At 71.6% G+C, this 24,897-nt stretch carries 23 protein-coding genes; 17 read left to right on the forward strand and 6 right to left on the reverse strand.

Translation table 11 applies throughout. From position 1 onward, the window contains the following. Positions 1-8: 8 nt before the first annotated feature. A complete protein-coding gene (locus ACFOY2_RS07965; RefSeq protein ID WP_379527461.1) occupies positions 9-2,120 on the reverse strand; it encodes an ATP-binding protein in 2,112 nt (703 codons plus the stop codon). 321 nt (positions 2,121-2,441) lie between these two features. On the opposite strand from ACFOY2_RS07965, the gene ACFOY2_RS07970 reads away from it, so the two are divergent. Then, positions 2,442-4,790 (forward strand): SpoIIE family protein phosphatase, encoded by a 2,349-nt coding sequence (locus ACFOY2_RS07970; RefSeq protein WP_379527277.1) that lies wholly within the window; start codon positions 2,442-2,444, stop codon positions 4,788-4,790. Positions 4,791-4,800: 10 nt separating this feature from the next. Here the strand turns inward: ACFOY2_RS07970 and ACFOY2_RS07975 are convergent, their stop codons facing one another. Beyond that, entirely contained in the window at positions 4,801-5,649 is an 849-nt protein-coding gene (locus ACFOY2_RS07975) for a hypothetical protein (protein ID WP_379527278.1), read from the reverse strand. A 108-nt stretch (positions 5,650-5,757) separates the two neighbouring features. Here ACFOY2_RS07975 and ACFOY2_RS07980 point away from each other — a divergent pair, with 108 nt between their 5' ends. The 8 genes from ACFOY2_RS07980 to ptsP all read left to right on the forward strand — a co-directional run bounded on the left by ACFOY2_RS07980 (position 5,758) and on the right by ptsP (position 12,342). Continuing rightward, positions 5,758-6,519, forward strand: a complete 762-nt coding sequence (locus tag ACFOY2_RS07980; protein WP_379527279.1) for a DeoR/GlpR family DNA-binding transcription regulator — start codon at positions 5,758-5,760, stop codon at positions 6,517-6,519. Then, entirely contained in the window at positions 6,516-7,496 is a 981-nt protein-coding gene (gene pfkB / locus ACFOY2_RS07985; protein ID WP_379527280.1) for a 1-phosphofructokinase, read from the forward strand. The genes ACFOY2_RS07980 and pfkB overlap by 4 nt, the downstream gene beginning before the upstream one ends. Positions 7,497-7,529: 33 nt before the next feature. Continuing rightward, positions 7,530-8,639, forward strand: coding sequence for a mannitol-specific PTS transporter subunit IIC (gene mtlA / locus ACFOY2_RS07990; protein ID WP_379527281.1), 1,110 nt, complete (start codon positions 7,530-7,532; stop codon positions 8,637-8,639). A gap of 3 nt (positions 8,640-8,642) precedes the next feature. Continuing rightward, positions 8,643-8,951, forward strand: coding sequence for a PTS lactose transporter subunit IIB (locus ACFOY2_RS07995; RefSeq protein WP_357821466.1), 309 nt, complete (start codon positions 8,643-8,645; stop codon positions 8,949-8,951). After that, positions 8,944-9,369: a PTS sugar transporter subunit IIA gene (locus ACFOY2_RS08000; protein WP_379527282.1), complete on the forward strand. Its 426-nt coding sequence runs from the start codon at positions 8,944-8,946 to the stop codon at positions 9,367-9,369. The genes ACFOY2_RS07995 and ACFOY2_RS08000 overlap by 8 nt, the downstream gene beginning before the upstream one ends. After that, positions 9,366-10,370, forward strand: a complete 1,005-nt coding sequence (locus tag ACFOY2_RS08005) for a zinc-dependent dehydrogenase (protein ID WP_379527283.1) — start codon at positions 9,366-9,368, stop codon at positions 10,368-10,370. Before ACFOY2_RS08000 ends, ACFOY2_RS08005 begins: the two co-directional genes overlap by 4 nt. A 27-nt stretch (positions 10,371-10,397) precedes the next feature. Continuing rightward, positions 10,398-10,679: an HPr family phosphocarrier protein gene (locus ACFOY2_RS08010; RefSeq protein WP_379527284.1), complete on the forward strand. Its 282-nt coding sequence runs from the start codon at positions 10,398-10,400 to the stop codon at positions 10,677-10,679. Positions 10,680-10,779: 100 nt separating this feature from the next. Next, entirely contained in the window at positions 10,780-12,342 is a 1,563-nt protein-coding gene (gene ptsP / locus ACFOY2_RS08015) for a phosphoenolpyruvate--protein phosphotransferase (RefSeq protein ID WP_379527285.1), read from the forward strand. Positions 12,343-12,404: 62 nt separating this feature from the next. Here ptsP and ACFOY2_RS08020 read toward each other — a convergent pair whose 3' ends face one another. Beyond that, the gene (locus ACFOY2_RS08020) at positions 12,405-14,903 is read right to left on the reverse strand and encodes an ATP-dependent Clp protease ATP-binding subunit (RefSeq protein WP_379527286.1); all 2,499 of its coding nucleotides are present in this window, start codon (positions 14,901-14,903) and stop codon (positions 12,405-12,407) included. Positions 14,904-14,995: 92 nt separating this feature from the next. Continuing rightward, positions 14,996-15,634 (reverse strand): SDR family oxidoreductase, encoded by a 639-nt coding sequence (locus ACFOY2_RS08025; protein WP_379527287.1) that lies wholly within the window; start codon positions 15,632-15,634, stop codon positions 14,996-14,998. 24 nt (positions 15,635-15,658) lie between these two features. Between ACFOY2_RS08025 and ACFOY2_RS08030 the strand changes: the two genes are divergently transcribed. The 3 genes from ACFOY2_RS08030 to ACFOY2_RS08040 all read left to right on the forward strand — a co-directional run bounded on the left by ACFOY2_RS08030 (position 15,659) and on the right by ACFOY2_RS08040 (position 18,673). Beyond that, a complete protein-coding gene (locus tag ACFOY2_RS08030) occupies positions 15,659-16,351 on the forward strand; it encodes an HAD family hydrolase (RefSeq protein WP_379527288.1) in 693 nt (230 codons plus the stop codon). Positions 16,352-16,413: 62 nt separating this feature from the next. Further along, positions 16,414-17,838 carry an NADP-dependent phosphogluconate dehydrogenase gene (gndA, locus tag ACFOY2_RS08035; RefSeq protein ID WP_379527289.1) on the forward strand — a complete coding sequence of 475 codons (1,425 nt, stop codon included), beginning with the start codon at positions 16,414-16,416 and terminating at the stop codon, positions 17,836-17,838. Between the two features lie 232 nt (positions 17,839-18,070). Continuing rightward, a complete protein-coding gene (locus ACFOY2_RS08040; RefSeq protein WP_379527290.1) occupies positions 18,071-18,673 on the forward strand; it encodes a hypothetical protein in 603 nt (200 codons plus the stop codon). A 22-nt stretch (positions 18,674-18,695) separates the two neighbouring features. On the opposite strand, the gene ACFOY2_RS08045 is transcribed toward ACFOY2_RS08040, so the two are convergent. Further along, complete coding sequence (locus ACFOY2_RS08045; RefSeq protein WP_379527291.1) at positions 18,696-19,508, reverse strand: acyl-CoA thioesterase domain-containing protein; 813 nt, start codon at positions 19,506-19,508, stop codon at positions 18,696-18,698. 88 nt (positions 19,509-19,596) lie between these two features. Here ACFOY2_RS08045 and ACFOY2_RS08050 point away from each other — a divergent pair, with 88 nt between their 5' ends. The 4 genes from ACFOY2_RS08050 to ACFOY2_RS08065 all read left to right on the forward strand — a co-directional run bounded on the left by ACFOY2_RS08050 (position 19,597) and on the right by ACFOY2_RS08065 (position 23,612). Continuing rightward, positions 19,597-20,028, forward strand: coding sequence for a type II toxin-antitoxin system PemK/MazF family toxin (locus ACFOY2_RS08050; RefSeq protein ID WP_379527292.1), 432 nt, complete (start codon positions 19,597-19,599; stop codon positions 20,026-20,028). Positions 20,029-20,079: 51 nt separating this feature from the next. Then, positions 20,080-21,318 carry an NAD(P)/FAD-dependent oxidoreductase gene (locus tag ACFOY2_RS08055; RefSeq protein WP_379527293.1) on the forward strand — a complete coding sequence of 413 codons (1,239 nt, stop codon included), beginning with the start codon at positions 20,080-20,082 and terminating at the stop codon, positions 21,316-21,318. An 83-nt stretch (positions 21,319-21,401) separates the two neighbouring features. Beyond that, on the forward strand, positions 21,402-22,130 hold the full coding sequence (locus ACFOY2_RS08060; protein WP_379527294.1) for a DUF3152 domain-containing protein: 729 nt from the start codon (positions 21,402-21,404) through the stop codon (positions 22,128-22,130). 18 nt (positions 22,131-22,148) lie between these two features. Then, positions 22,149-23,612, forward strand: coding sequence for a carboxylesterase/lipase family protein (locus ACFOY2_RS08065; RefSeq protein ID WP_379527295.1), 1,464 nt, complete (start codon positions 22,149-22,151; stop codon positions 23,610-23,612). A 53-nt stretch (positions 23,613-23,665) separates the two neighbouring features. Here ACFOY2_RS08065 and ACFOY2_RS08070 read toward each other — a convergent pair whose 3' ends face one another. Further along, positions 23,666-24,232, reverse strand: coding sequence for a TetR/AcrR family transcriptional regulator (locus tag ACFOY2_RS08070; protein WP_379527296.1), 567 nt, complete (start codon positions 24,230-24,232; stop codon positions 23,666-23,668). A 97-nt stretch (positions 24,233-24,329) separates the two neighbouring features. Here ACFOY2_RS08070 and ACFOY2_RS08075 point away from each other — a divergent pair, with 97 nt between their 5' ends. Continuing rightward, positions 24,330-24,866, forward strand: coding sequence for a hypothetical protein (locus ACFOY2_RS08075; RefSeq protein WP_379527297.1), 537 nt, complete (start codon positions 24,330-24,332; stop codon positions 24,864-24,866). Positions 24,867-24,897: the final 31 nt, after the last annotated feature.

The following is a 24,897-nucleotide window of genomic DNA, read 5'->3' on the forward strand; positions in this document are numbered from 1 at the left end:
GGCGGGAACTAGTCGGCGGGCTCGTGGGCCAGTACCTGGCGGGTCAGCTCCACGCGGCTGCTCACCCCGAGCTTGGCGAAGGCATGCCGGAGATGGCTGTCGACGGTGTGCGGCGACAGGAACAGCTCGGCCGCCGCCTCCCGATTCGTCATCCCCCGGGCGACGAGCCGCACCACACGCAACTCGGCGGCCGTCAAGGCCTCCCATCCTCGGCCGGGAGCCCCGCGACGCCCGGCGACGACGACCCCGCAAGAGCGGTAGATCGCCAGCGCCTCCCCCCGCCGTCCGGCCTCCTCCAACGCCGCCCCCAGCCACAACCGCGGATGCCGGTGCGCCACCTCACCACCCGCGGCATCGGCCAGCCGTACGGACTGTTCGGCGTGGCGCAGCGCGCCATCCAGCTCACCGCGGAACAACGCCACGGTGGACCGCGCCTGCAACCCCACCACCTGGGCGAACACCTCGCCGGTCGCCACGGCCTGCGCCGCCGCGACGTCGGCCGCGTCGATCCCGCCCGTCATCATCAACGCATGGGCCCGTACGGCCAGCAGCCGCGCCCGTTCCAGAACCGGCACCCCCGGCCTGCCGAGCACCCGTCCGGTCCGCTGGATGACGCCGTGATCGTCCCCGGCGTGCTTGAGCGCCTCGGCCAGCCCGAGCACGATCCCGGCCTCCTCGGCCGCGGAGAGCGGTGCCCCGGGCGCGTCGGCCACCCGCCGCGCCTCCTCCAACCGGCCCGCCGACGCCAGCAACCGCACCACCCCGGCGACCAGCCCCGCGTCCAGCCCGCCGGCCTCTCGCCTTCCGCGGTTGCGCCCATCCGGGCCGGGTCTCGGCGGCTCGGCCCGGCCATCGCGCCCAGTGCCCGGGGCGCCCCGTCCGTCGTGCTCACCCTGTCGGAACGCGGGAGGCTCGGCCCGATCGCCCGGGCCGGTGCCAGGTGATCCCGCAAGTTCCAGGGCCCGCAACATCAGGTCGGCGGCAGCCGAAGGGGCGACGGACATCATCTCCTCGGCGGCGGCCCGAAGCTCGCCGATCGCCGCCACGTCCCCCAGCCTGGCCCCGTGCCGCAGGTGCTCGGCCAGTTCCGCGGGCGGACGGCCCTCGGCCCGGAGCACAGCCGCCGCCTCCCGGTGCAGCGCCGTCCTGATCGGCGCCGTCAGGCCGCCGTACACCGCCTCCCGGATGAGGTCGTGCCTGAACGCCAGCCGTTCCCCGTCCTCGACCACCGCCCCCGCGCCCACGGCCTCCTCGAGGCAGGAGAACAGCCGCGCGGGCGGCACACCGAGCATCCCGGCGGCCTCGTGCACCGTGAACGGCCGCCGCAACACGGCCGCCACCTCCAGCAACCGCCGCGCCTCCCCAGAAAGATCCCGCAACCGCCTCTCCACGGCCGCGACCAGTCTCACGGGCAACTCGATCCCGCCGACCGCGCCCGCGATCGCGGCCACGCCATCGGTCACCGAGACCCGGCCCTCGTCGCGCAGTCCCGTCAGCACCTCCTCCAGCAGGAACGGGTTGCCCCCGCTGGCCCGGGCCAATTCCGTCACCGACGCGTCCGGTTCCGCCCCGAGGATCTGCCCGCTCAGCTCGGCGCACTCATCCAGGGTGAGCGGGGGCAGCACCACCCTTCGGGCGCCCTCGGCGATGAGCTGTTCCACCGCCTCCTGCTCGGGCAAGGGCCTGCGTCCCAGCAGCCAGATCACGGGCGAGGCGGCCAGCGAGGGTATGAGGTGCCGCAGCGCCAGGCAGGTCAGCTCATCGGCCCACTGCACATCGTCCAGGACGATCGCCAGCGGACGGTGACGGGCGAGGCGTTCGACGGCATCTCCGATCCGTTCGATCCGCCGCAAGCCGTCGGTTCCTTCCAGAGCGCCCGGTGAACCGTGTTCCCGAAGCATCCCGAGCGAGCGGGTCAGCGTGGACAGCGGTGCCACCCGATCCAGTTCGGTGGCCCGCCCGGCACCCACGCTCATCCCCCGTGACCGCCCCAGCGCCACCGCCGCCTCCAACAGGCGGCTCTTGCCGATCCCCGCGGGCCCCTCGACCACCACGCACCCGGCCCCGGCCGCCAGCACCCCTTCGACAGCGCCGAGCGCCTCTTTCCTGCCCACCAACATCACACGGAGAATTCTGTCGTGCCCGCCCCTCCAGGGCGCAGGCCGAGCTCCCACGCGCCCACCGACCGGCCGTGCGGGTGCCGGGGGCGTTACCGCAGAAAGACTTGGCGTTGTCCATTATTTGGCAAAATCATCGCCGTATTCATGGAGAGCGGAGGTAGCCACGGAGCTACCGGATATTAATGGCATGTGCCGCCAAGCATCGCAAATCAGTTTGGCATAGGGACGTTGATAAGGGTCAGGCTATATCTCCTATGCATGGACTTGCCTGGCCATCCCTGCCGACGACCGCGCCCCACGGCGGTGATCGAGGGGATGGGTGTGAACGACCAGTGGGCTGAACAGCCGCACTCCCCACACGTGGAACGGCAGGCCGGGGAGCGGATGCGGTTGCTCAAGGCAGTCGGCGACGAACTGCATGGCGTCGAACTGCTGCGATTCGCGGTCCAGCAGGCCGTGGCCGACCTCGCCGGGCTCGGGGGCATGCTGCATCTGCGCCTGCCCGGCGTCGACGGGCTGTGCCTGGTCGCCAGCAGCGGGCTGCCCCCTGCTCTCACCCACGTGTGGCGGCAGATCGCATGGGACGACGACGCGGCTGCGATGCTCGCGGTGCGCGAGGGCGCGTGCGTGTGGCACCCCGCCGTGTACGAGGCCATGGGCGGCCACGCCCCCAGCACGCCGGTTCCCCCGCCGCGATCGGGGAGCCGAACACGACCGTGGGACTTTCCCGCCGGCACCGGGATCCTGGCCGTTCCGCTGATCGCACCGGACAGACCCCTGGGAGCGCTGTCCGTGCTGACGACCACCCCGGGCGAACCCACGGCCGACCAGCAGGTATTCGTGCGGACACTGGCCTGCTGGGTCGCCGGGCGTCTGGAATCCTTCGACGCTCCGGGTGTTCCCCAGCCGGAGAAACAGCCCTTCGCCTCCCGTTCCAGAAAGGCCGGGCCGGAATGGAATGACACCGATGTCACCGACCATTGGCCTCCGGCCTTGGAGCGGGCCAGGGTCGAGCGGACCGCAGCCGGCCAAGCGGCCAGGATGCTGGAACTGACCGCGGCGCTCGCCGAGGCGATCACCGTGCAGGACGTCGTGAAAGCCGTCGCCGACCGCGTCCTGCCGCCTTTCGGCGCCACCGGCCTGGTCATTCTTTTTCTCGAGGGCGACCACCTGCGGCCGGCGGGGGCGGTCGGATACGCACCGGAATTCGTCGAGGAAATCTGTCATTTCCCGATGACAGATGAGTACCCGATCCCGCGCGTCATCCAGGAACGTGCCCCCCTTTTCATCAGCTCGGTGGAGGAGTACGCCCGCTGCTTCCCCACCTGGAGTGATTTGCCGGCACGGGCGCACAAGAAGGCGTGGGCGTTCCTGCCGATGATCGTCTCCGGGCATCCCTTCGGCAGTTGCGTCATCTCCTTCGACCACCCCCGCGAGTTCTCCGGCGAGGAGCGCAGCCTGCTCACCGCCCTGAGCGGGCTGGTCGCCCAGGCGCTGGAGCGGGCCCGCCTCTATGACGCCGAGCACAACCGCGCTCAGCAACTGCAGCACGCGCTGCTGCCCCGTACCCTCCCCACGCTGCCCGCGGTCACCGCCGCCGCCCGCTACCTGCCCGCCGCCAAGGACATGGAGGTCGGCGGCGACTGGTACGACGTCATCCCCCTGTCTTCAGAACGCGTCGCGCTCGTCATCGGCGACGTCATGGGCCACGGCGTCACCGAGGCCGCCACCATGGGCCGGCTGCGCACCGCCGTGCACACCCTGGCCGACCTCGAACTTCCCCCCGACGAACTGCTCACCCACCTCAACGACCTGATCACCGACCTCGGCGAGGACTTCTACGCCACCTGTCTGTACGCCGTCTACGACCCCACCACCCGCCTGTGCTCCTTCTCGCGCGCCGGGCACCCGCCACCGGCCATCCTCTATCCCGACGGCACCGTCCGCTTTCTCAAGGGCGAGCCCAACCCTCCCCTGGGCGCCGCCACCCCGCCGTTCGACATCGTCGAGACGCACGTGCCCGAGGGAACCGTCCTGATCCTCTACACCGACGGCCTGGTCGAATCCGCCACGCGCGACATCGACCAGGGCATGGCCCTCCTGGCCGAGACCGTGGCCGGCATCATCCGCCGCCCACCGTGCCGGCATCGCGATCACTCGTCAGAAGCCGGTCAGGGCTGCCGCGAATGCATGGAGGTGTTCTGCGACACCCTGCTGACCGCCCTGCTGTCTCCCCAGCAGGCCACCAACGACGACTCCGCCCTGCTGATCGCCCGCACCCACTTGCTCGGCGGCGACGACATCGCCTTCTGGTCCCTGCCCGTGGACCCCAGGGCGGCCGGCCAGGCGCGTTCCCTGGTGCGCGACCAACTGGAGATCTGGCATCTGGATGACCTGTCCATGACGACCGAACTGCTGGTCAGCGAGCTGATCGGCAACGTCGTGCGGCATGCCAGGGGTCCCGTCCAGTTGCGCCTGCTGCGCGGCCGTTCCCTTGTCTGCGAGGTCTCCGACGGCAGCCTCACCACCCCGCGCATCCGGCGCGCCTCCGACACCGACGAAGGCGGGCGCGGGCTTCAGCTCGTCGCCGCGCTGTCCCATCGCTGGGGAACCCGCTACACCGCCACCGGCAAGTGCATCTGGACCGAACAGTCCCTGCCGTCCGCGTAATTTCCGGGAGTCAGGAGACGTTTCTGTAGAGGTCGCGGGTCAAGGAGGTGATGCGCTTGACGGAGGAACTCCACGTGCTGCCGACCGGCTGGGCGGTCAGCAGCGCCATGATGTACCGCTCCCCCTTGCCCACCAGCCCGGTCGTGTGCAGCACCGGACGGCCGTAGTCGGGCACGCCCGAGCCGGTGGCGCGTTGCGCGACCCACGACATGGGCGCCGCCGTGGCCTTGGCGTCGCATCGGAGCGGCGGTGTGGTGCCGAACCCCGACCAGCCCTGCTTGACGGCGAACGGCCTGGGCAGCGCGTCGGGGATGCCGAAGGTCTGGTCGAAGCCGTCGGTGCCGCATGGCGTGGCCTGCCGCAGGTGGCCGAGGATGGTGTCTCTGACCTTGGGGGCGGCGGTGTCGAGCAGGTAGCGGTAGGTGCGGACGATGTCGTACGCGCTGAGCGAGGTGTAGCCCCAGAACCCGGGCTTGGAGGCGGGCGGCGGGGTGGTGTCGGACAGGCCCAGTTTGCGGGCCGTCCGCGTGATGATCTGCCCCTTGCCGCCCCGGTCCCAGAAGGCGGAGGCCGCGTCGTCGTCGCTGGAGCGCAGCATGATCTTGAGCAGGCCGGCGTCGGCCGAGGGGACGCTCTTGCGCCGTTCGAGGTAGTCGATCGCAATGAGGATCTTGACGACGGAGGCCGAGCGGTACTTCCTGTGCGCGTTCTTCGTGGCGACGATCTTGCCCGCCTGCCGGTCGAAGACGACCCAGGCCGCGGTCGTGCCCACGGGGACCCGGGGCGGCTTCGCCTCGGCGGCCTGGGCGGGCGTGGCGAGCGCGGCGACGACGAGCGGGACGGCGGCAAGAGGGATCATTCGCACCCGCCTATAACTACCAGATTCCGCTGACCACCCCTTGACCGTCCAACAAATACAGGTATAAACACAGAGGAAACCACATGGAAACGGCGGTGAATCAACATCATGTACGCCGAGGAGCGGCAGCAGGAGATCCTGCGGAGGGCGCGGGACGCGGGCCGTGTCGACGTGGTGACGCTGGCCGCCGAGCTCGACGTGACCACCGAGACCATCCGCCGCGACCTGACCTCGCTGGAGCGCGCGGGCGTGCTGCGCCGGGTGCACGGGGGCGCGATCCCCGTGGAGCGGCTGGGGTTCGAACCCGGGGTGGCCACCCGCGACGAGGTGATGACGAGCGAGAAGGAGCGCATCGCCAAGGCGGCGCTGGCCGAGTTGCCCGAGGACGGCTCCGTGATCATCGACGCGGGCACCACCACGGGCCGCCTGGTCCAGGTGCTGCCCGCCGACCGCGAGCTCACCGTCGTGGTGAACTCGCCGCCGCTGGCCACCGCCCTGGCCGCCCGCGCCAACCTGCACGTGATCATGCTGGGCGGCCGGGTGCGCGGCAAGACCCTGGCCACGGTGGACGACTGGGCGCTGCGCCCGCTGGCCTACCTCAACGTGGACGTGGCCTTCATGGCGACCAACGGCTGCTCGACGGCCAAGGGCCTGACCACGCCCGACCCGGCCGAGGCCGCGATCAAGCGGGCCATGGTCAAGGCCGCGCAGCGCAGCGTGCTGCTTGCCGATCACACCAAGTTCGGCAACACCTACCTGGCGACGTTCGCCGAGCTGAGCGAGATCGACGTGGTGATCACCGACACCGGGCTGGACCCCACCCTGGCCGCCGACCTGGCGGCGGCCGGTCCGGAGGTGATCAGGGCGTGATCCTCACCCTGACGCTGAACCCGAGCCTCGACCGCACGATCGAGATCGGCGCGCTGGACAGGGGCGCGGTCATCCGCGCCGCCGCCGCCCACCTCGACCCGGGCGGCAAGGGCGTCAACGTCTCGCGCGTCCTGCTGGCCAACGCCGTGGCGAGCAGGGCGGTGGTGCCGTTCGGCGGCGACGAGGGCAGGCAGCTCGTACGGCTGCTCGCCGCCGAGGGCCTCGACATGGTCACCGTCCCGGTGACGGGCACGACCAGGTCGAACGTCACGCTCGCCGAGCCCGACGGCACCATCACCAAGATCAACGAACCCGGCACGGCCCTGTCTCCCGGGGAGCTCGACACCATCGCCGACGCCGTGCTCGACGCGGCGCACTCGGCGGACTGGGTCGTCGCCTCCGGCAGCCTGCCGCCCGAGGTGCCCGCCGACGTGTACGCGAAGTTGTGCCGCAGGTTCGCGGGGGCGGGCATCCACGTGGCGGTCGACACCAGCGGCCCCGCGCTGGCCTGCGCGTTAGGCGCCGCGCCCGCCCTGGTCAAGCCCAACCTGGAGGAGCTGGCCGCGGCAACCGGGGTACCCATCCGCAGGGTGGGCGACGTGGTGGAGGCGGCGGGCAAGCTGCGGGCCGCGGGCGCGCGTACCGTGCTGGCCAGCCTGGGCGCCGACGGCGCCGTCCTCGTCGAGGAGGGCGGCGTCTGGTACGGACGGGCGCCGGTCGGCGAGCCGCGCAGCTCCGTCGGCGCGGGGGACGCCATGCTGGCCGGCTTCCTGGCCGGTGGCGGGCACGGCCCTGACGCGCTGGCGCGGGCGCTGGCCTGGGGCGCGGCCGCCGTCCGCCTGCCGGGCAGCCGGATGCCCGGCCCCTCCGACATCGACCCCACCGCCGTCACCATCGACCCGCCCGACCCGGAACGCCCTCTCGCCTCACCCCTCCTCCCCCCGACCGCTCCTCCCCCTGGCCGGGCGAACCGCTGATCACCTGCTCATCCCCCCGAAGGAGCACGTCCCATGGCCGACAGTTACACACCCCCGGTCACCGGTACCGGCGTCAAGGCCACCATCCAGCGCATCGGCGGCCACCTGGCCGGGATGATCATGCCGAACATCGGCGCGTTCATCGCCTGGGGCCTGATCACCGCGCTGTTCATCCCGACCGGCTGGCTGCCGAACGAGACGCTCGCGAAGATGGTCAATCCGATCATCGGGACCCTGTTGCCGATCCTGATCGCCTACACCGGCGGGCGGATGGTGCACGGGCAGCGCGGCGCGGTGGTCGGCGCGGTGGCGGTGATGGGCGTCGTGGTGGGCACGGAGTCCCCGATGTTCCTCGGGGCCATGATCATCGGCCCGCTCACGGCTCTGATCCTGAAATATGTGGACAAGTTCACGGAGGAGCGGACCAAGGCCGGCTTCGAGATGCTGGTCGACAACTTCTCCGCCGGCATCGTGGGCGGCGCGATGGCCGTGGTCGGCATGTTCGGCATCGGCCCGATCGTCCAGACGATCACCACGGCCGCGGGCAACGCGGTGGGCTGGCTGATCGGCCACAACCTGCTGCCGCTGGCGTCCGTGCTGATCGAGCCGGCCAAGGTGCTCTTCCTGAACAACGCCGTCAACCACGGCGTGCTCAGCCCGCTCGGCGTCGCCCAGGCGGCCGAGACCGGCAAGTCGATCCTGTTCATGCTGGAGTCGAACCCGGGCCCCGGGCTGGGGCTGCTGCTGGCGTACCTGCTGTTCGGGCCGCGCGCCATGCGGCCGAGCACGCCCGCCGCGATGATCATCCACTTCTTCGGCGGCATCCACGAGATCTACTTCCCTTACGTCCTGATGAAGCCCCGCCTCATCCTGGCCGTCATCGCGGGCGGCGCGGCCGGCGTGTTCGCGTTCATGATCACCGGGGCGGGACTGGTCGCCACCCCGTCGCCCGGCAGCATCTTCGCCTACATCGCGGTCACCCCCAGGGGCGGATGGCTCGCCTCCAGCCTGGGCATCCTCATCGCCACGGGCGTGAGCTTCGCCGTCGCGGCCGTTCTGCTCGGCTTCGGCAGGGGCGAGAAGAAGGATGAAGCGGACGAATCCCAGGAAAACATCACAGAACCCGCAACCAAGGAGGCGTGAGCCATGGCCGGCATCGACAGCAAGGACATCCGCAAGATCATCGTCGCCTGCGACGCCGGGATGGGCAGCAGCGTGATGCTCGCCTCCCAGCTGCGCAAGCAGCTCAAGGCGACCGGCGTCACCGTCGAGCACACCCCGGTCAACTCCATCCCCGACGACGCCGACGTCGTCCTGTGCCACGCGGGGCTGGCCGACCGCGCCAGGGCGGCCGCGCCGGGCAAGGTGCTGGTGTCGTTCCAGATCTTCCTGGGCGACCCGGCGGTGACCCGGCTGGTGAACACCATCAAGAACGGCGGCACGGTCGATGCGTGAGGACCTGCTCGACCCCCGGGCGGTGTTCCTGCACGAGAGCGCCCCCGACCGCGCCGCGGCCATCCGCCGGTGCGGCCGGGCGCTGGTCGAGGTGGGGGCGGTCGAGGAGTCGTACGTCGAGGCGATGTTGCGGCGCGAGCTGACCATCTCCACCTACGTCGGCGAGGGCGTCGCCATCCCGCACGGGACGGCGGCCTCCAAGGAAGACGTCAAGCGCGACGCGATCTGCGTGGTGCGCTTCCCCGACGGGGTGAACTGGGACGGCGAGCGAGTGACGCTGTGCGTCGGCATCGCCGCCAAGGGCGACGGCCACGTCCCGCTGCTGGCGGCGCTGGCCGACATCCTGCTCGACCCCGAACGCGCGAGGGCGCTGCGCGAGGCCACGGAGGTCTCGCAGGTGCTGAAGGAGCTTACGTGAAAGTCGCAAGATTCCATGCCCCGGGCGACATCAGGATCGAGGACGCGCCCGAGCCCGTCGCCGGGCCCGGCGAGCTGAAGATCCGGGTACGCAACTGCTCGACCTGCGGCACCGACGCCAAGATCTACAAGTTCGGGCACCACCACATCAGGCCGCCGCGGGTGATGGGCCACGAGATCGCCGGCGAGGTCGTGGACACCGGCGCGCGGGTGCAGGTCATCGCGGCGATCCCGTGCGGGTCGTGCGCCGACTGCGCGCGCGGCCGGCGTACGGTCTGCCCGAACCAGGAGTCGATGGGCTACCACTACGACGGCGGCTTCGCCGAGTACATGATCGTGCCCGCCAAGGTCCTGGCCGTGGACGGCGTCAACGCGATCCCGTCCGGCGTCGGCTTCGCCGAGGCGTCGGTCGCCGAGCCGCTCGCCTGCGTGCTGAACGGCCAGTCGCTGGCCGGCGTGGGCGCCGGCGACGACGTAGTGGTGATGGGCGCCGGGCCGATCGGCTGCCTGCACGTGCGCACGGCGCGGGCCCGCGGCGCCGCCCGTGTCTTCCTTGTGGACGTCAACGCGCAGCGGCTGGCGATGGCGGCCGAGCTCGTGCGACCGGACGCGACGATCGACGCCGACCCCGTCGAACAGGTGCTCAAGCTGACCGGCGGCCGGGGCGCCGACGTGGTGATCACGGCGGCGGCCTCGGGGGCGGCGCAGGAGCAGGCGGTGCGGATGGCGGCCAGACAGGGGCGGATCAGCTTCTTCGGCGGGCTGCCCAAGGATGACCCGGTGATCGCGCTGGACTCCAACCTCGTCCACTACCGTGAGCTGACCATCGTCGGAGCCAACGGTTCCAGCCCGGCGCACAACGCCGAGGCGCTGCGCCTGGTGGCCGAGGGCGCGGTGACGGTGTCCGACCTGATCACGCACCGGCTGCCGTTGTCCCAGGTGCTCGACGGGATCGACCTGGTCAGCCGGGGAGCGGCCATCAAGGTCACGATCGAGCCCTGAGGGTTCGGAGAACTTCGGAGGTGTTCGATGGCACGACGAACGGTCGCCGTGGCCTCGGCCAGCGGGCTGCACGCGCGTCCCGCCAAGCTGTTCGTGCAGGCGGCGGCGCGGCTTGAGGTGCCGGTCACGGTGCGGCTGGGTGAGAAGGCGGTCCCGGCCAAGAGCATGCTGGGGGTGCTGTCGCTGGGGGCGGTGCGCGGCACGGAGGTGACGCTGGAGGCCGACGGGCCAGGGGCGGAGGATGCGCTGGACACGCTGGTGGCGCTGCTCTCCCGCGACCTGGACGCGGACGAGGCCCTCAATGCCTGACGGCCCGCCCCCGACATCCCCGGACGGCCCTGCGCGCACGCCCGCCGACGGTGGGGGAGCAGACGGCCCTTGGGCGGGGGCCGCCGGAGGGCTGGCAGGGTTGGGCGTCAGTCCCGGGCGCGCGGCCGGGCCGATGATCCGGATGGCCGGGCCGCCGGAGCTGCCCTCGCCCCGCGCGGTCGCCGACCCCGGCGCGGAGGCGGCCGCCGTGGCCAAGGCGCTGCAGGCGGTGAGCGCCGACCTCGGCCTGCGCGCCGCCGCCGCGCAGGGCGAGGCGGCCGAGATCCTCGAAGCCCTCGCCATGATCGCCGACGACCCCATGCTCCTTGAGGACGCCGAAGGCCGGGCCCGCGACGGCATGGACGCCGCCCACGCCCTGGAGGCCGCCTTCACCGGGCACCGCGAGGCCCTGGCCGCGCTGGGCGGCTACCTCGCCGAGCGGGCCGCCGACCTGGACGACCTCAAGCACCGGGCGGTGGCCTTCGCGCTCGACCTGCCGATGCCCGGCCTGCCCGCCCCCGGCCACCCGTACGTGCTGGTGGCCGAGGACCTCTCCCCCGCCGACACGGCGGGCCTGGGCCAGGACGTCCTGGCGCTGGTCACCGAGCGCGGCGGGCCCACGAGCCACACCGCGATCCTGGCCCGGGGCAGGGGGCTGCCCGCGGTGGTGGCGTGCGCGGGCGTCATGGACCTGCCCGACGGCACGGTCGTGGGCGTGGACGGCGGCACCGGGGAGGTCGCCGCGGGCCTGAGCGCGCAGGAGGCGGCCGAGGTCATGGCCGCCGCCCGCGCCGAACGCCGGCGGCTGGCCGAGAGCCGCGGCCCCGGCGGCACCGCCGACGGCCACCCCGTCAAGCTCCTGCTCAACATCGGCTCGGCCGAGGACCTGCGCCCGGGCGCGGAGGGGGTGGGGCTGTTCAGGACGGAGTTCCTGTTCCTCGACCGTACGCGGGCGCCGTCGTTCGAGGAGCAGGTGGCCGCCTACGCGCAGGTGTTCGGGAACGAGGAGCACGTGATCGTGCGCACGCTGGACGCGGGCACCGACAAGCCGCTGCCGTTCCTCGGCCTGCCTCGGGAGGACAACCCGGCCCTGGGCGTGCGCGGCCTGCGCGTGGACCGGGTGCTGCCCGCCGTACTGGACACCCAGCTCGACGCGATCGCCGAGGCGGCGCGGGCGACGGGCGCGCGGCCGTGGGTGATGGCGCCCATGGTCACCACGGTCGCCGAGGCCGGCGACTTCTCCCGCCGCGCCCGCGAGAAGGGCATCGTCACGGTGGGCGCGATGATCGAGGTGCCGGCCGCGGCGCTGCGGGCCGGCCGGCTGCTGCGGGAGCTGGACTTCCTCAGCATCGGCACCAACGACCTGGCCCAGTACACCTTCGCCGCCGACCGCCAGCACTCCACCCTGACCGACCTGCTCGACCCGCGCCAGCCCGCGCTCCTTGAGCTGATCGCGATCTGCGCGCGGGCGGGGCGGGAGGCGGGCAAGCCGGTCGGGGTGTGCGGCGAGGCGGCCGGCGATCCGGTGCTCGCGCCACTGCTGGTGGGGCTGGGGGTGACGAGCCTGTCGATGGCCGCCGTCAGCGTCCCCGCCGTGCGCGAGGCGCTGGCGGCGCTCACGCTGGAGGAGTGCCGCGCACGCGCCCGCACCGCCCTCGACTGACGCCGCTCTGGACGGGACCGGCGTGGCCCCGGACGGCGCGCGTCACGGGCCGGTCGGCGGGTTCAGCCGGCCGGTTCCGGGTTGTGGGCCTTGAGGCTGAGTTCGCCGTTCCTGACGTCGATCGTCACCTTGCCGCCCTCGGCCACCTCGCCGGTCAGCAGCATCGTGGACAGCCGGTTGTCCACCTCCCGCTGCACGGTCCTGCGCAGCGGCCTGGCCCCGAACTCGGGCTGGTAGCCGCGCTCGGCCAGCCAGTCCTTGGCCGCCTCCGCGACCTCCAGGCCGACGTTCTGACCGCGCAGCCGCTGCCTTGTGCGTTCCAGCATCAGGTCCACGATCTGGCGCAGCTGGCCGCGGTCCAGCCGGTTGAAGATGATCGTCTCGTCGATGCGGTTGAGCAGCTCGGGCCTGATCGAGTGCCGCAGCAGGTCCATGAGCTGGTCGTGCAGGCGCTGGACGTCGCCCTCGGCCTCCAGGATGAGCTGGGCGCCGATGTTGCTGGTCATGATGACGATGGCGTGGGTGAAGTCGACCGTGCGGCCCTGGCCGTCGGTGAGGCGGCCGTCGTCGAGCATCTGCAGCAGGATGTTCATGACGTCGGGGTGGGCCTTCTCGATCTCGTCGAGGAGGATCACGCAGTGCGGGCGGCGGCGTACGGCCTCGGTGAGCTGGCCCGCCTCCTCATACCCGACGTATCCGGGCGGGGCGCCGATGAGCCGCGAGACCGTGTGCCGCTCCTGGAACTCGCTCATGTCGATGCGCACCATGTGGTCCTCGCCGCCGAACAGCGCGGCGGCCAGCGCCCTGGCCAGCTCCGTCTTGCCGACGCCCGTCGGCCCGAGGAACAGGAAGCTGCCGACCGGGCGGTTGGGGTCCGACAGGCCGGCCCTGGACCTGCGCACGGCCTCGGCGATGGCCACCACGGCCTCGTCCTGGCCGATCACCCGCTGGTGCAGGTGCTCTTCCAGGCGCATGAGGCGTTCGCGCTCCTGCTGGGTGAGCTGGGTGACCGGGATGCCGGTGCGCCGGGAGACGACCTCGGCGATGTCCTCGACGCCGACCGTGGGAACGTTCTCCCGGCCGTCCCTGGCACGCTGCAGCTCCGGACGGATCTTGCCGATCTGCACGGTCAGTTCCTTGGCGCGGTCGTAGTCCTCCGAGGCGACGGCCTGGTCCTTGTCGCGGCTCAGTGAGTCGAGGCGTTCCTCCAGTTCGCGCACGTCGGTGCCGGGGGTGTGCGCCCGCAGCCGCACCCTGGCCGCGGCCTGGTCCATGAGGTCGATGGCCTTGTCGGGCAGGAAGCGGTCGGAGACGTAGCGGTCGGAGAGGTTCGCGGCGGCGTCGAGCGCCTCGTCGGTGATGCGGACGCCGTGGTGGGCCTCGTAGGCGTCGCGCAGGCCGCGCAGGATCTCGACCGTCTCCTCCACGGTCGGCTCGGCGACGAGGATCGGCTGGAAGCGGCGTTCGAGGGCGGCGTCCTTCTCGATGTTCTTGCGGTACTCGTCGATCGTGGTGGCGGCGATGACGTGCAGTTCGCCGCGGGCGAGTGCGGGTTTGAGGATGTTGGCGGCGTCCATGGCGCCTTCCGCCGCGCCTGCCCCCACCAGGTTGTGGACCTCGTCGATGAAGACGATGATCTCGTCGGAGTGCGCGCGCACCTCGTCGATGACCTTCTTGATGCGCTCCTCGAACTCCCCTCGGTACTTGGTCCCCGCCACCATCCCGGTCAGGTCGAGGGCGATGACGCGGCGGTCCTTGAGGAGGTCGGGGATGTCGCCGTTGACGATGCGCTGGGCGATGCCCTCGACGATCGCGGTCTTGCCGACGCCGGGCTCGCCGATCAGGCACGGGTTGTTCTTGGTGCGCCGCGACAGCACCTCGATGCACTGCTCGATCTCGTCCTCGCGGCCGACGACCGGGTCGATCCTGCCCTGCCTGGCCTCTTCGGTGATGTCGCGGCCGTACTCGTCGAGTGAGGGCGTGTCGCCGGCGCCTCGGCGGCCGTCGGCCGGGCGCGCCGCGCCGGACATGATGGCTTCCTGCAGCCTCTCCGGGGAGACCTGCTCGCGCAGCAGGCGCGAAGCACCCGAGTCGCGGTTGACGGCGATGGCGAGCAGCAGGTGCTCGGGCCCGATGTAGGACGACCGCAGCGCGCGGGAGATCCGCTGGGCGTCGAGGACGACCCGTTTGGCGGCCGGTGAGAGCGTCGAGGGCGGCTCGGAGGGTTCGCCTGCGCCCGCCATCGCGTCGATGCGGTCGCGCAGGTGGCCGAGGTCCGCTCCGGAGGTACGCAGCAGCGACTGGACGGCGTCGTTTTCGGCGAGCGCGTCGAGGAGGTCGATGACGTCCAGGTCGGGCGCGCCGCGCTGGGCCGCCGCCTCCAGCGCCCCGCTGAGCGCCTCCTTGGCCGAGTCGCTGAGCAGCCGGCCCAGGTCCACGCGCTGAACGCTGGGCCGGGACGGCGGCCAGCCCTCCATCTCGCCGAACATCCGGCCGGTGAGCTCTTCGAAGCTTCGGAACGGGTCTCCGCCAAAGAACGACCTGAACGGCACATCCGACATTGGCTCTCCCCCTCTCGCTCAGGGGACATCTAGCCGCATATGCCGCATTTCATAGCAAGTATTCGGCAAAGCCTCCCGCCCCGGGAACGCCGTCACTCCGGCGCGACGAGCTCGCTGATGGGCGTGTCCCCGGAGACGAGTTCGAGAGTCTGGCCGACCGTGCCCGAGCCTGTCAGCAAGGCGACGATGACGGCGGCCACGTCGTCGCGCGGCACCGAGCCGCGAGGCGCCTGCGGGACCAGCTTCACCAGGCCCGTACCAGGCTCGTCGGTCAGGTGGCCGGGACGCAGGATGGTCCAGTCGAGGTCGCGGCGGCGCAGGTCGTCCTCGGCCTCGGTCTTGGCCCTGATGTAGGCGGCCCAGACCTCGTCGCCGCCCGCCGGGGGCTTGCCCGCGCCCATGGAGGAGATCTGGACGAACCTGCGTACTCCCGCTTGTTCCGCCGCGTCGGCGAGCAGCACGGACGCGGCCCTGTCGACGGTGTCCTTGCGGGCCGCGCCGCTGCCCGGCCCCGCGCCCGCCGCGAACACCACGGCGTCGGCGCCCTCGACGATGCGCCGCACCTGTTCAAGGTCCGCTCGCTCCAGGTCGCACACCACGGCCTCGGCCCCGGTGGCCTCGACGTCGGCGACGTGAGCCGGGTTGCGCACGATGCCGACGGCGCGCGATTTCAGGCGCCGTTCCAGGCGGAGCGCGATCTTCCCGTGCCCACCCGCGATGATGATCCGCATAGTCGTCCATGGTGTCATGGACCCATGCAGGACTTCCCGGAGGCTCCCACGCCCGCGTTTCTCTTCGACCTGGACGGCACCCTGATCGACAGCGTCTACCAGCACGTCATCGCGTGGCGGCAGGCGCTGTCCGGGATGGGCATCGACCTGTCGGTGTGGCGCATCCACCGCCGCATCGGGATGAGCGGCGGACTGTTCGTCAGCGCACTGCTGCGCGAGACGGGGCTCAAGCTGTCGCGCGAGCAGATCGACGAGTTGCAGACGACGCACGCGCAGGCCTACGAGCAGCAGGTCGGCTCCGTCAGGCCGCTGCCGGGCGCGGCCGAGCTGCTGGCGGAGCTGACCTCGCGCACCATACCGTGGGCGATCGCGACCAGCGGTTACGCCCGCACGGCGCGGCTGTCGCTGGGCATGCTGGGCCTGCCGGACGACACGCCGATGGTCACCCGCGACATGGTGCGCCGCGCCAAGCCGGACCCCGACCTGTTCCTCGCCGGTGCGGCGCTCGTCCGGGTGGACCCCGCGCATGCCATGGTGGTGGGCGACAGCGTCTGGGACCTGCTCGCCGCCCGCAGGGCCGGCGCGCTGGGCATCGGGTTGTTGTCAGGCGGGTACGGCAGGGACGAGCTCGAACGGGCCGGGGCCTTCAGGGTCTACGCCGATCCGGCGGACATGCTGGGCAGGCTCGACGAGCTGGGGGTGCGATTGTCCGACTGAAACTGGAATACCCGCCGAACCCCCGAAGCTGGATCATGCGTATCCCCCACAGAGGAGCTTTGATGGACTTGGCAGACATCGGCGTCACCGGCCTGGCCACCATGGGGCGCAATCTGGCCCGCAACCTGGCCAGGCACGGGTACGCAGTGGCGGTGCACAACCGCTCGCACAGTCGCACGCAGCAGTTGGTCAGGGAGTTCGGCGGTGAGGGCACGTTCGTGCCGTCGGAGGACCTGGCCGCGTTCGTGGCCTCGCTGAAGCGGCCGAGGCGGGCGATCATCATGGTGAAGGCGGGTGCGGGCACCGACGCGGTGATCGACCAGCTCGCCGACCTGATGGAGCCGGGCGACATGGTCGTCGACGGCGGCAACGCGCACTTCGAGGACACGCGGCGGCGCGAGGCGGCGCTGCGGGAGCGGGGTCTCCACTTCGTCGGCACCGGCATCTCGGGCGGCGAGGAGGGCGCGCTCAACGGGCCCAGCATCATGCCGGGCGGGTCGAAGGAGTCGTGGGAGGCGCTCGGGCCGATCTTGCAGGACATTTCGGCCAAGGTGGACGGGGTGCCGTGCGCGGTGCACGTGGGCCCCGACGGTGCCGGACATTTCGTGAAAATGGTCCACAACGGCATCGAATATTCGGACATGCAGCTCATCGCGGAGTCGTACGACCTGCTCCGCCAGGCCCTGGGGGCGTCCCCGGCCGAGCTGGCCCAGGTGTTTCGGGAGTGGAACCAGGGGGAGCTGAACTCGTACCTGATCGAGATCACCGCCGAGGTGCTCGAGCAGGTCGACGCCGAGACGGGCAAGCCGTTCGTGGACGTCGTGGTCGACCAGGCCGAGCAGAAGGGCACCGGGCGCTGGACCGTGCAGAGCGCCCTCGACCTGGGAGTTCCCGTGACGGGCATCGCGGAGGCGGTCTTCGCCCGCGCGCTGTCCGGCCACCCGGAGCAGCGCGCCGCCGCCGCGTCCCTCGAAGGGCCCGCCCTGTCGGGCACCGAGGGACGCGAGCTCATCGAGGACGTGCGGCAGGCCCTGTACGCCTCCAAGATCGTCGCCTACGCCCAGGGCTTCGACCAGATGGCCGCCGCCTCCAAGGAGTACGGCTGGGACCTGGAACTGGGGGCGATGGCCACGATCTGGCGGGGCGGCTGCATCATCAGGGCCAAGTTCCTGGACCGGATCCGGGCCGCCTACGACGCCAACCGTGAGCTGCCGACGCTCCTGGCCGACCCGACCTTCGCGGGGGCGGTGAACCTCGCCCAGGACTCCTGGCGGCGCGTCGTCACCACCGCCGTCCGGATCGGGGTGCCGACGCCCGGGTTCTCCTCGGCGCTGGCGTACTACGACGGGCTCCGCCGCGATCGGCTGCCCGCGTCGCTGGTCCAGGGGCTGCGCGACTACTTCGGGGCGCACACCTATCACCGGGTGGACAAGGAGGGCGCCTTCCACACGGACTGGTCCGCCGACCGCACGGAACACCCCGCCTGAGCGGAGTCCCGGCCCCGGTCGCCATCCCGGCCGGGGCCCGGCGCCTCCCGCGATCGCTCACCTCGGGGTGATCATCGTGGTCGCCCGGGAGCGTACTGCGCACCACCGGCACCCTCCCTACCTGACCCCCGTGTCGGACGGCCCTTCAGATCGTAGTCAGGGAGTAACGCAAAGCCCGCCTTGACGATGTTCTCGATAATTGGTGCGGTCGTGCAGACGGGCGGTTTGGAACGTGACAGTGCCACCGGTTGAGCCGAGGAAGTCCTACCGTGTCCAGATCATCGTGGCGGTCATCGGCGCGTGTGCCGTAGTCCTCGCGGCGCTCATCCCGGTGGCCCTCGCCCAGTTGACCAAACCCGAGCCGACCCCCACCCCGACGCCGGTCTCCGGCTCCTCCCCGGTGTCATCGCCCCCGGCCGACCCGCCCACCCCCGAGACCACCGAGCCGCCCAGGCAACCGGCCGCGGATGAGGGTATCTCCGTCCCCGAGGACTACCGCGGCACCTGGAGCGGCACCATCGTCTGGAGGGCTCCCATGCAGGGGTCCTACACCACGACGCTCACCATCACGGCGGGCTCGCTGGGGACGATGGTCGGCCAGTTCAGCGCGGCGAACGGGACCTGCAGGGGCGCTGTGTGGCTGGTGTCCGGCGGCGGGCCGATCGTCGTACGCCTGCAGACGACCTACGACGGCGGCGGCTGCTCCCAGGTCGCCGACGCGAAGCTGACCCTCAATGACGACGAGTTGGCGTACGATCTCGTCGCCGCCACGTTCGTCAACGGATATGTGAATTCGCCCTCACCGCCCGCCCAAGGGGTGCTGAAGCAGGAGTGAGCCGGCGCGCCGGCGAAGGGTGTCAGCGGCCGATGGGCGTGGCGGCGGCCACCGCCGTGACCAGGCAGAAGCCGATCGGCCCGGTCGTGTCGTGCAGGGTGACCTGGCCTGTCGCGACGCCGTCCGCGTTCAGGTGGCCCGTCGACTCCATCCCGACGAGGTCGTCGGCGGGCAGCCGGGCCAGCGTCAGTGTGTAGTCGGCGTTGATGAACCGCAGCCCGTCCGGCCCGGCGTTGCTCAGCGGGCTGGCGAAGTCGGCCGCCAGCGCCACGCGGACGAACGGCGTCAACGGCTCCCCGTCCACCAGCGGGTACGTCTCGCGCATCCACATCCGCCCCGGCCCCGGCGCGCCCCAGGCGGTCAGCCGCCACAACTCGAAGGGCGGCGTCCATCCTTCTTCGCGTGCCGGCGGGCTCTGTGGCGGGCGTTCGTCCCAGGAGGGTGTCACGATCGACTGGCGGCCGTCCGGCTGGTCGCTCTGCCGCAGCATGACGGCGCTGGCCCGCCCGATCACCCCCTGGTCGGTGGAGATCGTCGCGTCGGCCACCCGGATCCGGCGTCCGTCCCTGACCAGGGAGGTCTCCACCGTCACCGGGAGCATCGGGCTGTTGCGGAACAGGTCGACGGTCAGCCGGGCGAAGCGCAGCCCCGGCTGGGCGTGGTCGCGCTCGATGGCGCGGGCGGCCAGCCCGCCGAGCAGGCGGCCGTGGAGCATGTCGGGCGACCAGGGGCCGCGGGCGTGCGGGGCGGGCACGAGTTCGCCCTGCTTCTGGGTGAAGAACGGCTCGTCCGCGAAGAACGTGGCGGGCGGGGAGAACACTGACGTCGACGACACAGAATCAGATTCTAGAGGAGAGACCTTGAGGTCGAGCTGCAGGCGACCCCGGTGGATTTCCGTCCGGCAGGGGCCGTAGGCTCCAGCAATGCGAGATCTAGGTGAGGACCCCCGGCCCGCCCGGGGCGCGGTACGCGAGATCCATTCCCTCAGCTCCCCCGCCACCCTGGCCTACTCCCCCGACCTCGACGGCCTCGCCGATCCGGGGGAGATCGTCTGGGCCTGGGTGCCGTACGAGGAGGATCCGGAGCGGGGCAAGGACCGCCCGCTGCTGATCGTGGGCCGCACCGGGCGCCGGCTGCTGGGCCTGATGTTGTCCAGCAAGGGCGACGACGATCCCGACTGGCTGGAACTGGGAGCATGGGAGCGGGACGGCCGGACGTCGTATGTACGGCTGGACCGCGTCTTCGTCCTCGACGAGGACGACATCCGGCGGGAGGGGGCCGTGCTCGACCCCGACCGGTTCGCCCGGGTGGCGGCCCGGCTGATGAAAACCCACGGCTGGCAGGTCGCCAGGTAGCGGGGCGAACCCGGCATCGGCCCAGCTCACCTCGGCTGCGATCATTGATTCATGCGTGTTGTGGTGATCGGAAGCGGCATCGTCGGAGCCGGCGCGGCCTACTACCTGACCGGTCGCGGAGCGACGGTGACGGTGGTGGACGGCGCGTACCCGGGTGAGGCGACGCAGGCGGGCGCGGGCATCGTGTGCCCGTGGGTGGACCATCCCGAGGACGACGACTGGTACCAGTTGACCCGCGAGGGCGCCCGCCACTATCCGGGGCTGGTCGAGGAGCTGGGCGAGGACATCGGGTACGCCAAGGTGGGCGCGCTGCTCGTGGCCGAGGACCCGGCCGATCTGGAGCCGGTGCGGGCCCTGCTGCGCCGCCGTTACCTCGACGCGCCCGAGATGGGCGAGGTCACCGATGTGGACACGCCGTCCGAGTTGTTCCCGCCGCTGTCGGACACGCTGAGCGCGCTCCTGGTGCCGGGCGCCGCCCGGGTGGACGGGTGCGCGGTCCGCGACGCGCTCCTGAATGCCGCCGTCGCCCGGGGAGCCGAGGTGCGGACGGCCGCCGCGACGCTCACCCCCGACGGGCAGGTACACCTGCACCCCGTCCCCGGCTCGATGGACGGCGAGCCGGGCGCGCCTGCCGAGCCCGGGTCCCGAACGCAAGCCGGAGCAGTCGGGAGCGCGGGGGGCGCGTCGTGGCGGCAGGCCGCTCCCCTCAGCCCCGGCACACCCCCGCCCGCCCCGACCGGCATCAGGACGTTCACCGGCGAGGGCGTCCCGCTGGAGGCCGACGCGGTGATCGTCGCCGCCGGGGCGTGGACGGGTGAGGTGTGCCGTCCGCTGGGTGTGGAGCTGCCGGTGTTCCCCAGGCGCGGGCAGATCCTGCACGCCACCTTGGAGGGGGTGGACACGGCCTGGTGGCCGATGGTGCTGCCCAATGTCGGCCCGTACCTGCTGGGCTTCCCCGACGCGCGGGTCGTGATCGGGGCGACCGTGGAGGACGTGGGCTTCGCGCCCCGGGTCACCATGGGCGGCCTCCAGGAGGTGATCGAGGCGGGCCTGCGGATCGCACCGGGACTGTTCGGCGCGACGGTGTCGGAGGTCCGGGTGGGGCTGCGTCCGGTGTACGCCCCCGGTCCCGCCCTCATCGGTCCGCTCAGCCACCGCGTGGTGGTGGCGACGGGCCTGAGCGCGTACGGTCTGACGGCGGGCCCGTTCACCGGCCGCATCGCCGCCGCGCTGGCCCTCGGCGAGGAGCCGCCGCTGGACATCACCCCCTACGCACCCGCCATCGGGTGACCCGAGCGGGCCTGCCGCAACCTCACCAATTACAGGACGTATGATCGATTTCCTCCCCACCGTGTCGCCGTGGGGAGGCCACGATGCCGCTGTTCGGGCCGCTGTTGCTGCTGCTCATGCTCGTGGCCGGATGCGGCTCCGCGACGCCCGCCCCGCCGCTCGCCCCTGCCCCGCTCGCCTCTGCCCCGCTCAACCAGGCCGAGCCGACGCCGCCCATGATGCCGCGCCGGCGTCCGGCGCAGGAGGTTCGGGTGCCGTTCGAGGCCTCGGGCAGGTATGCGGTCGTGCGCGGCGAGGCGCCCCCGAGGCCGGGCCGGGGCGCGGTGGTGCGGTACCTGGTGGAGGTGGAGCGCGGCCTGCCGTTCGACCCGGACGCCTTCGCCGCCGAGGTTCACCGCACGCTCAACGACGTACGCGGCTGGGCCCGCTTCCAGCGGGTCGACCAAGGCCCGGTCCACGTCCGGGTCGCCCTGTCGAGCCCCGGCCTGACCATCAGCCAGTGCCTCCCGCTGCGCACCGGCGGCGAACTGTCCTGCTGGAACGGCACCCGTTCCGTCATCAACGCCCTGCGCTGGGCGAAGGGAGTGCCGCAGTACGAGGGGGACCTGGCCGCCTACCGCCAGTACGTCATCAGCCACGAGGTCGGCCACAGCCTCGGACACGACCACCTGCCCTGCCCCGGCGCCGGGCGCCTCGCCCCGGTCATGACGCAGCAGTCGAAGTCGCTCGGCCGCTGCCGCCCCAATCCCTGGCCCTTCCCCACGCGCAGGGGCGAGGAGAGGGAGGAGGAAACTGAAGATCAACGACCATGAGCCGAGGAAGGACAGCCAATGATCAGGATTGACGGCGGCAGGGTGAGGGGAACGACGGGACAGGACGGCGGCAGGGTGAGGGGAACGACGGGACAGGACGGTGTCACGGTCTTCAAGGGCATACCCTTCGCGAAGGCGCCGTTCGGCCCGCTCAGGTTCGCCGCGCCCGTCCCGCCCGATCCATGGGACGGTGTGCTGGCCGCCGACCGGTTCGGCCCCCGTCCACCGCAGGCGCCGATGATGCCCGGCGCGCCCTCGTGGAACCCTGACGACGGCCTCGACATCCTCACCGTGAACGTCTGGACCCCCGACGCGGGCGGCTCCGGCCTGCCGGTGATGGTATGGATCTACGGCGGCGCGTTCCGCTTCGGCTCCGCCGACCTGCCCCTGCACGACGGCGGCAGGCTGGCGGGGCAGGGCGTCGTGGTGGTGACGTTCAACTACCGGGTCGGGTTCGAGGGCTTCGGCCATGTTCCCGGCGCGCCCGGCAACAGGGCGTTCCTGGACCAGGTGGCGGCGTTGCGGTGGGTGCAGGGCAACATCGCGGCGTTCGGCGGCGATCCTGGCAGGGTAACGGTGTTCGGTCAGTCGGCGGGGGCGGTCTCGATCGCGTCGCTGCTGGCGATGCCGATGGCCGACGGGTTGTTCGGGCGGGCGATCGCGCAGAGCGTCTGCGGGGTTTACTTCACACCCGCTCATGCCGAGCGTGTCACACGGGAGATCTCGGGGCGGATCGGGTCCCTGCGTGACAGTGCGCCGGAGGAGTTGGTGGCGGTGTCGGAAGCCATCGCCAACGAGGACATAACCGGGAATTTCGCTAAATGGGGGCCCATGGGCTTCGCCGGGCTCGCCTTCGCCCCCGTGGTGGACGGCGAGGTCCTGCCCGACACCCCGTGGAACGCCCTCGCGGCGGGCGCCGGGCGCGACGTCGATCTGATCGTGGGTTACACCCGGGACGAGTACCAGATGGTGCACGCCATGAGCGGCGGCTGGAGCGCCGGGCTCGCTCCCGCCATGGACGCCCTCGCCCCCTCGGGCGCCGAGTCCGCCTACCGCACCACACATCCCGACATATCCGACGATGACCTGTACGTACGGCTGATGTCCGACTGGATGTTCCGCATGCCGAGCGCCCTCCTGGCCGACGCCCACACAGGGACGACGTACGCCTACGAGCTGACCTGGGCGCCGTCGCCGACCTTCAAGGCCTGCCACATGCTGGACGTGCCGCTCACGTTCGGGAACGTGAGCGACCAGATGGCGACGATGTTGTCCGGCGACTCGCCCGACCTGCCGGGCCTGTCGGAGCAGTTCCGCACGGCCTGGCTCGGCTTCGCCACCACGGGCGACCCCGGATGGCCGCGTTACGAGGCGGGCGTCGCCACGACACACCTGTTCGACGTCACGCCCTCCGACGTCGACGACCCGGAGGCGGCCTCCCACGCCATCTGGTCGAAGACGGGCTTCCCGGCAATCGCCTAGAAAGGCCATGACCGCTCTTCCGGCCGGAAAGAGGCGCCGGCGCGGTAAGGGGCTCAGCGGTCTTCGTCAGGGCGGTCGAACAGCAGGTCGTTCGCGCGGGCGAGGACCTGGGCCCGGGTGCGGTCGCCGTGGCCGGCGGCGAGGAAGTGCAGGCCGATGGCCAGGCAGAAGGCGAGCATGCTGCGGGCCTCGACCTCGTCGGCATCGGAGCAGAAGGTGCCGATCATCTCGCGCAGCAGTTCCATGCGCCTGTCGTCCACCCGTCGCAGACGTTCGGCGACCGCCGCGTCGCGCCTGGCCCAGTCGCGGACCGCGAGGTCGATGGGCAGCAGGCGGTCGCTGGAGAAGGTGAGCATGCCCGCACGCTGGATCTTGGTCCTCGGGTCGCCGCCCTCGCGCTCGACGCGCTCGAGCACCTCGTCGGTGCTCTCCCGTTCCCAGGCGTCCAGCATCGCCTTCAGCAGCGCGTCGCGGTCGGCGAAGTACCCGTAGAAGCCGCCTTTCGTCACGCCGAGCCTCTTGGCCAGCGCCTCGACGCGGACGGCGTCCGGGCCACCGGCGGCCAGCGCCCGCAGCCCCTCTTCAACCCATCGCTCACGCTGGGTGCGTATGACGCCCACTGTGTCCCACCCCACTTCTCCGCCCTATATACGCCACCGTATACAGGGGTCTAACCTCAGTTTATACGGTGGCGTATACATGAAGGCGGTCGCTCTCATGAGGCTTCTCAGGTCGGAACACGCGCGGGACCTCGACGGCATGGACTGCGCCGTGGGGGTGGACAATGTCCCCGAATCCGTCCGCACTCTCAGCTCGTTGCCCGACCTCCACTACGCCGACTGCTTCACCCTGTCCACCGACGCCGAGGCGACGCCGGAGCAGTGGGCTCGGACGACGTTCGGCGACGTCCCCAACGCCGGGGAGCGACTGATCTGGCGCGGTTTCCTCGGGCTCCGGCTCAGCCGGGGGCGGTCGCCGGAGACGGTGGCCGGATGGCGGATCACCGCACGCGGCCAGGACTGGATCCGGCTTGAGGCCGCCTCCTGGTTCCTGACCGCCAACCTGGTCCTGCGGGCAGCCGATGGGCGGGTGTCGCTGGGAACCTTCCTGCGCCATGACCGGCACCTGGGCCACGGGGTGTGGAGGACGTTGTCCCCCGTCCACCGCTACTTGGCGCCCAGAGCGCTCCGCGCCGCCGTGGCCAGGAACGAACGGCGACACCGATCCAGTCAGCGGGGTGATCAAGCAACCTGACCTATCGCGATATATCGTAGGTCGGGAAACA

The sequence above is a fragment of the Nonomuraea purpurea genome (assembly GCF_042650645.1).
In the GTDB taxonomy this organism is placed as follows: Bacteria; Actinomycetota; Actinomycetes; order Streptosporangiales; family Streptosporangiaceae; genus Nonomuraea; species Nonomuraea purpurea.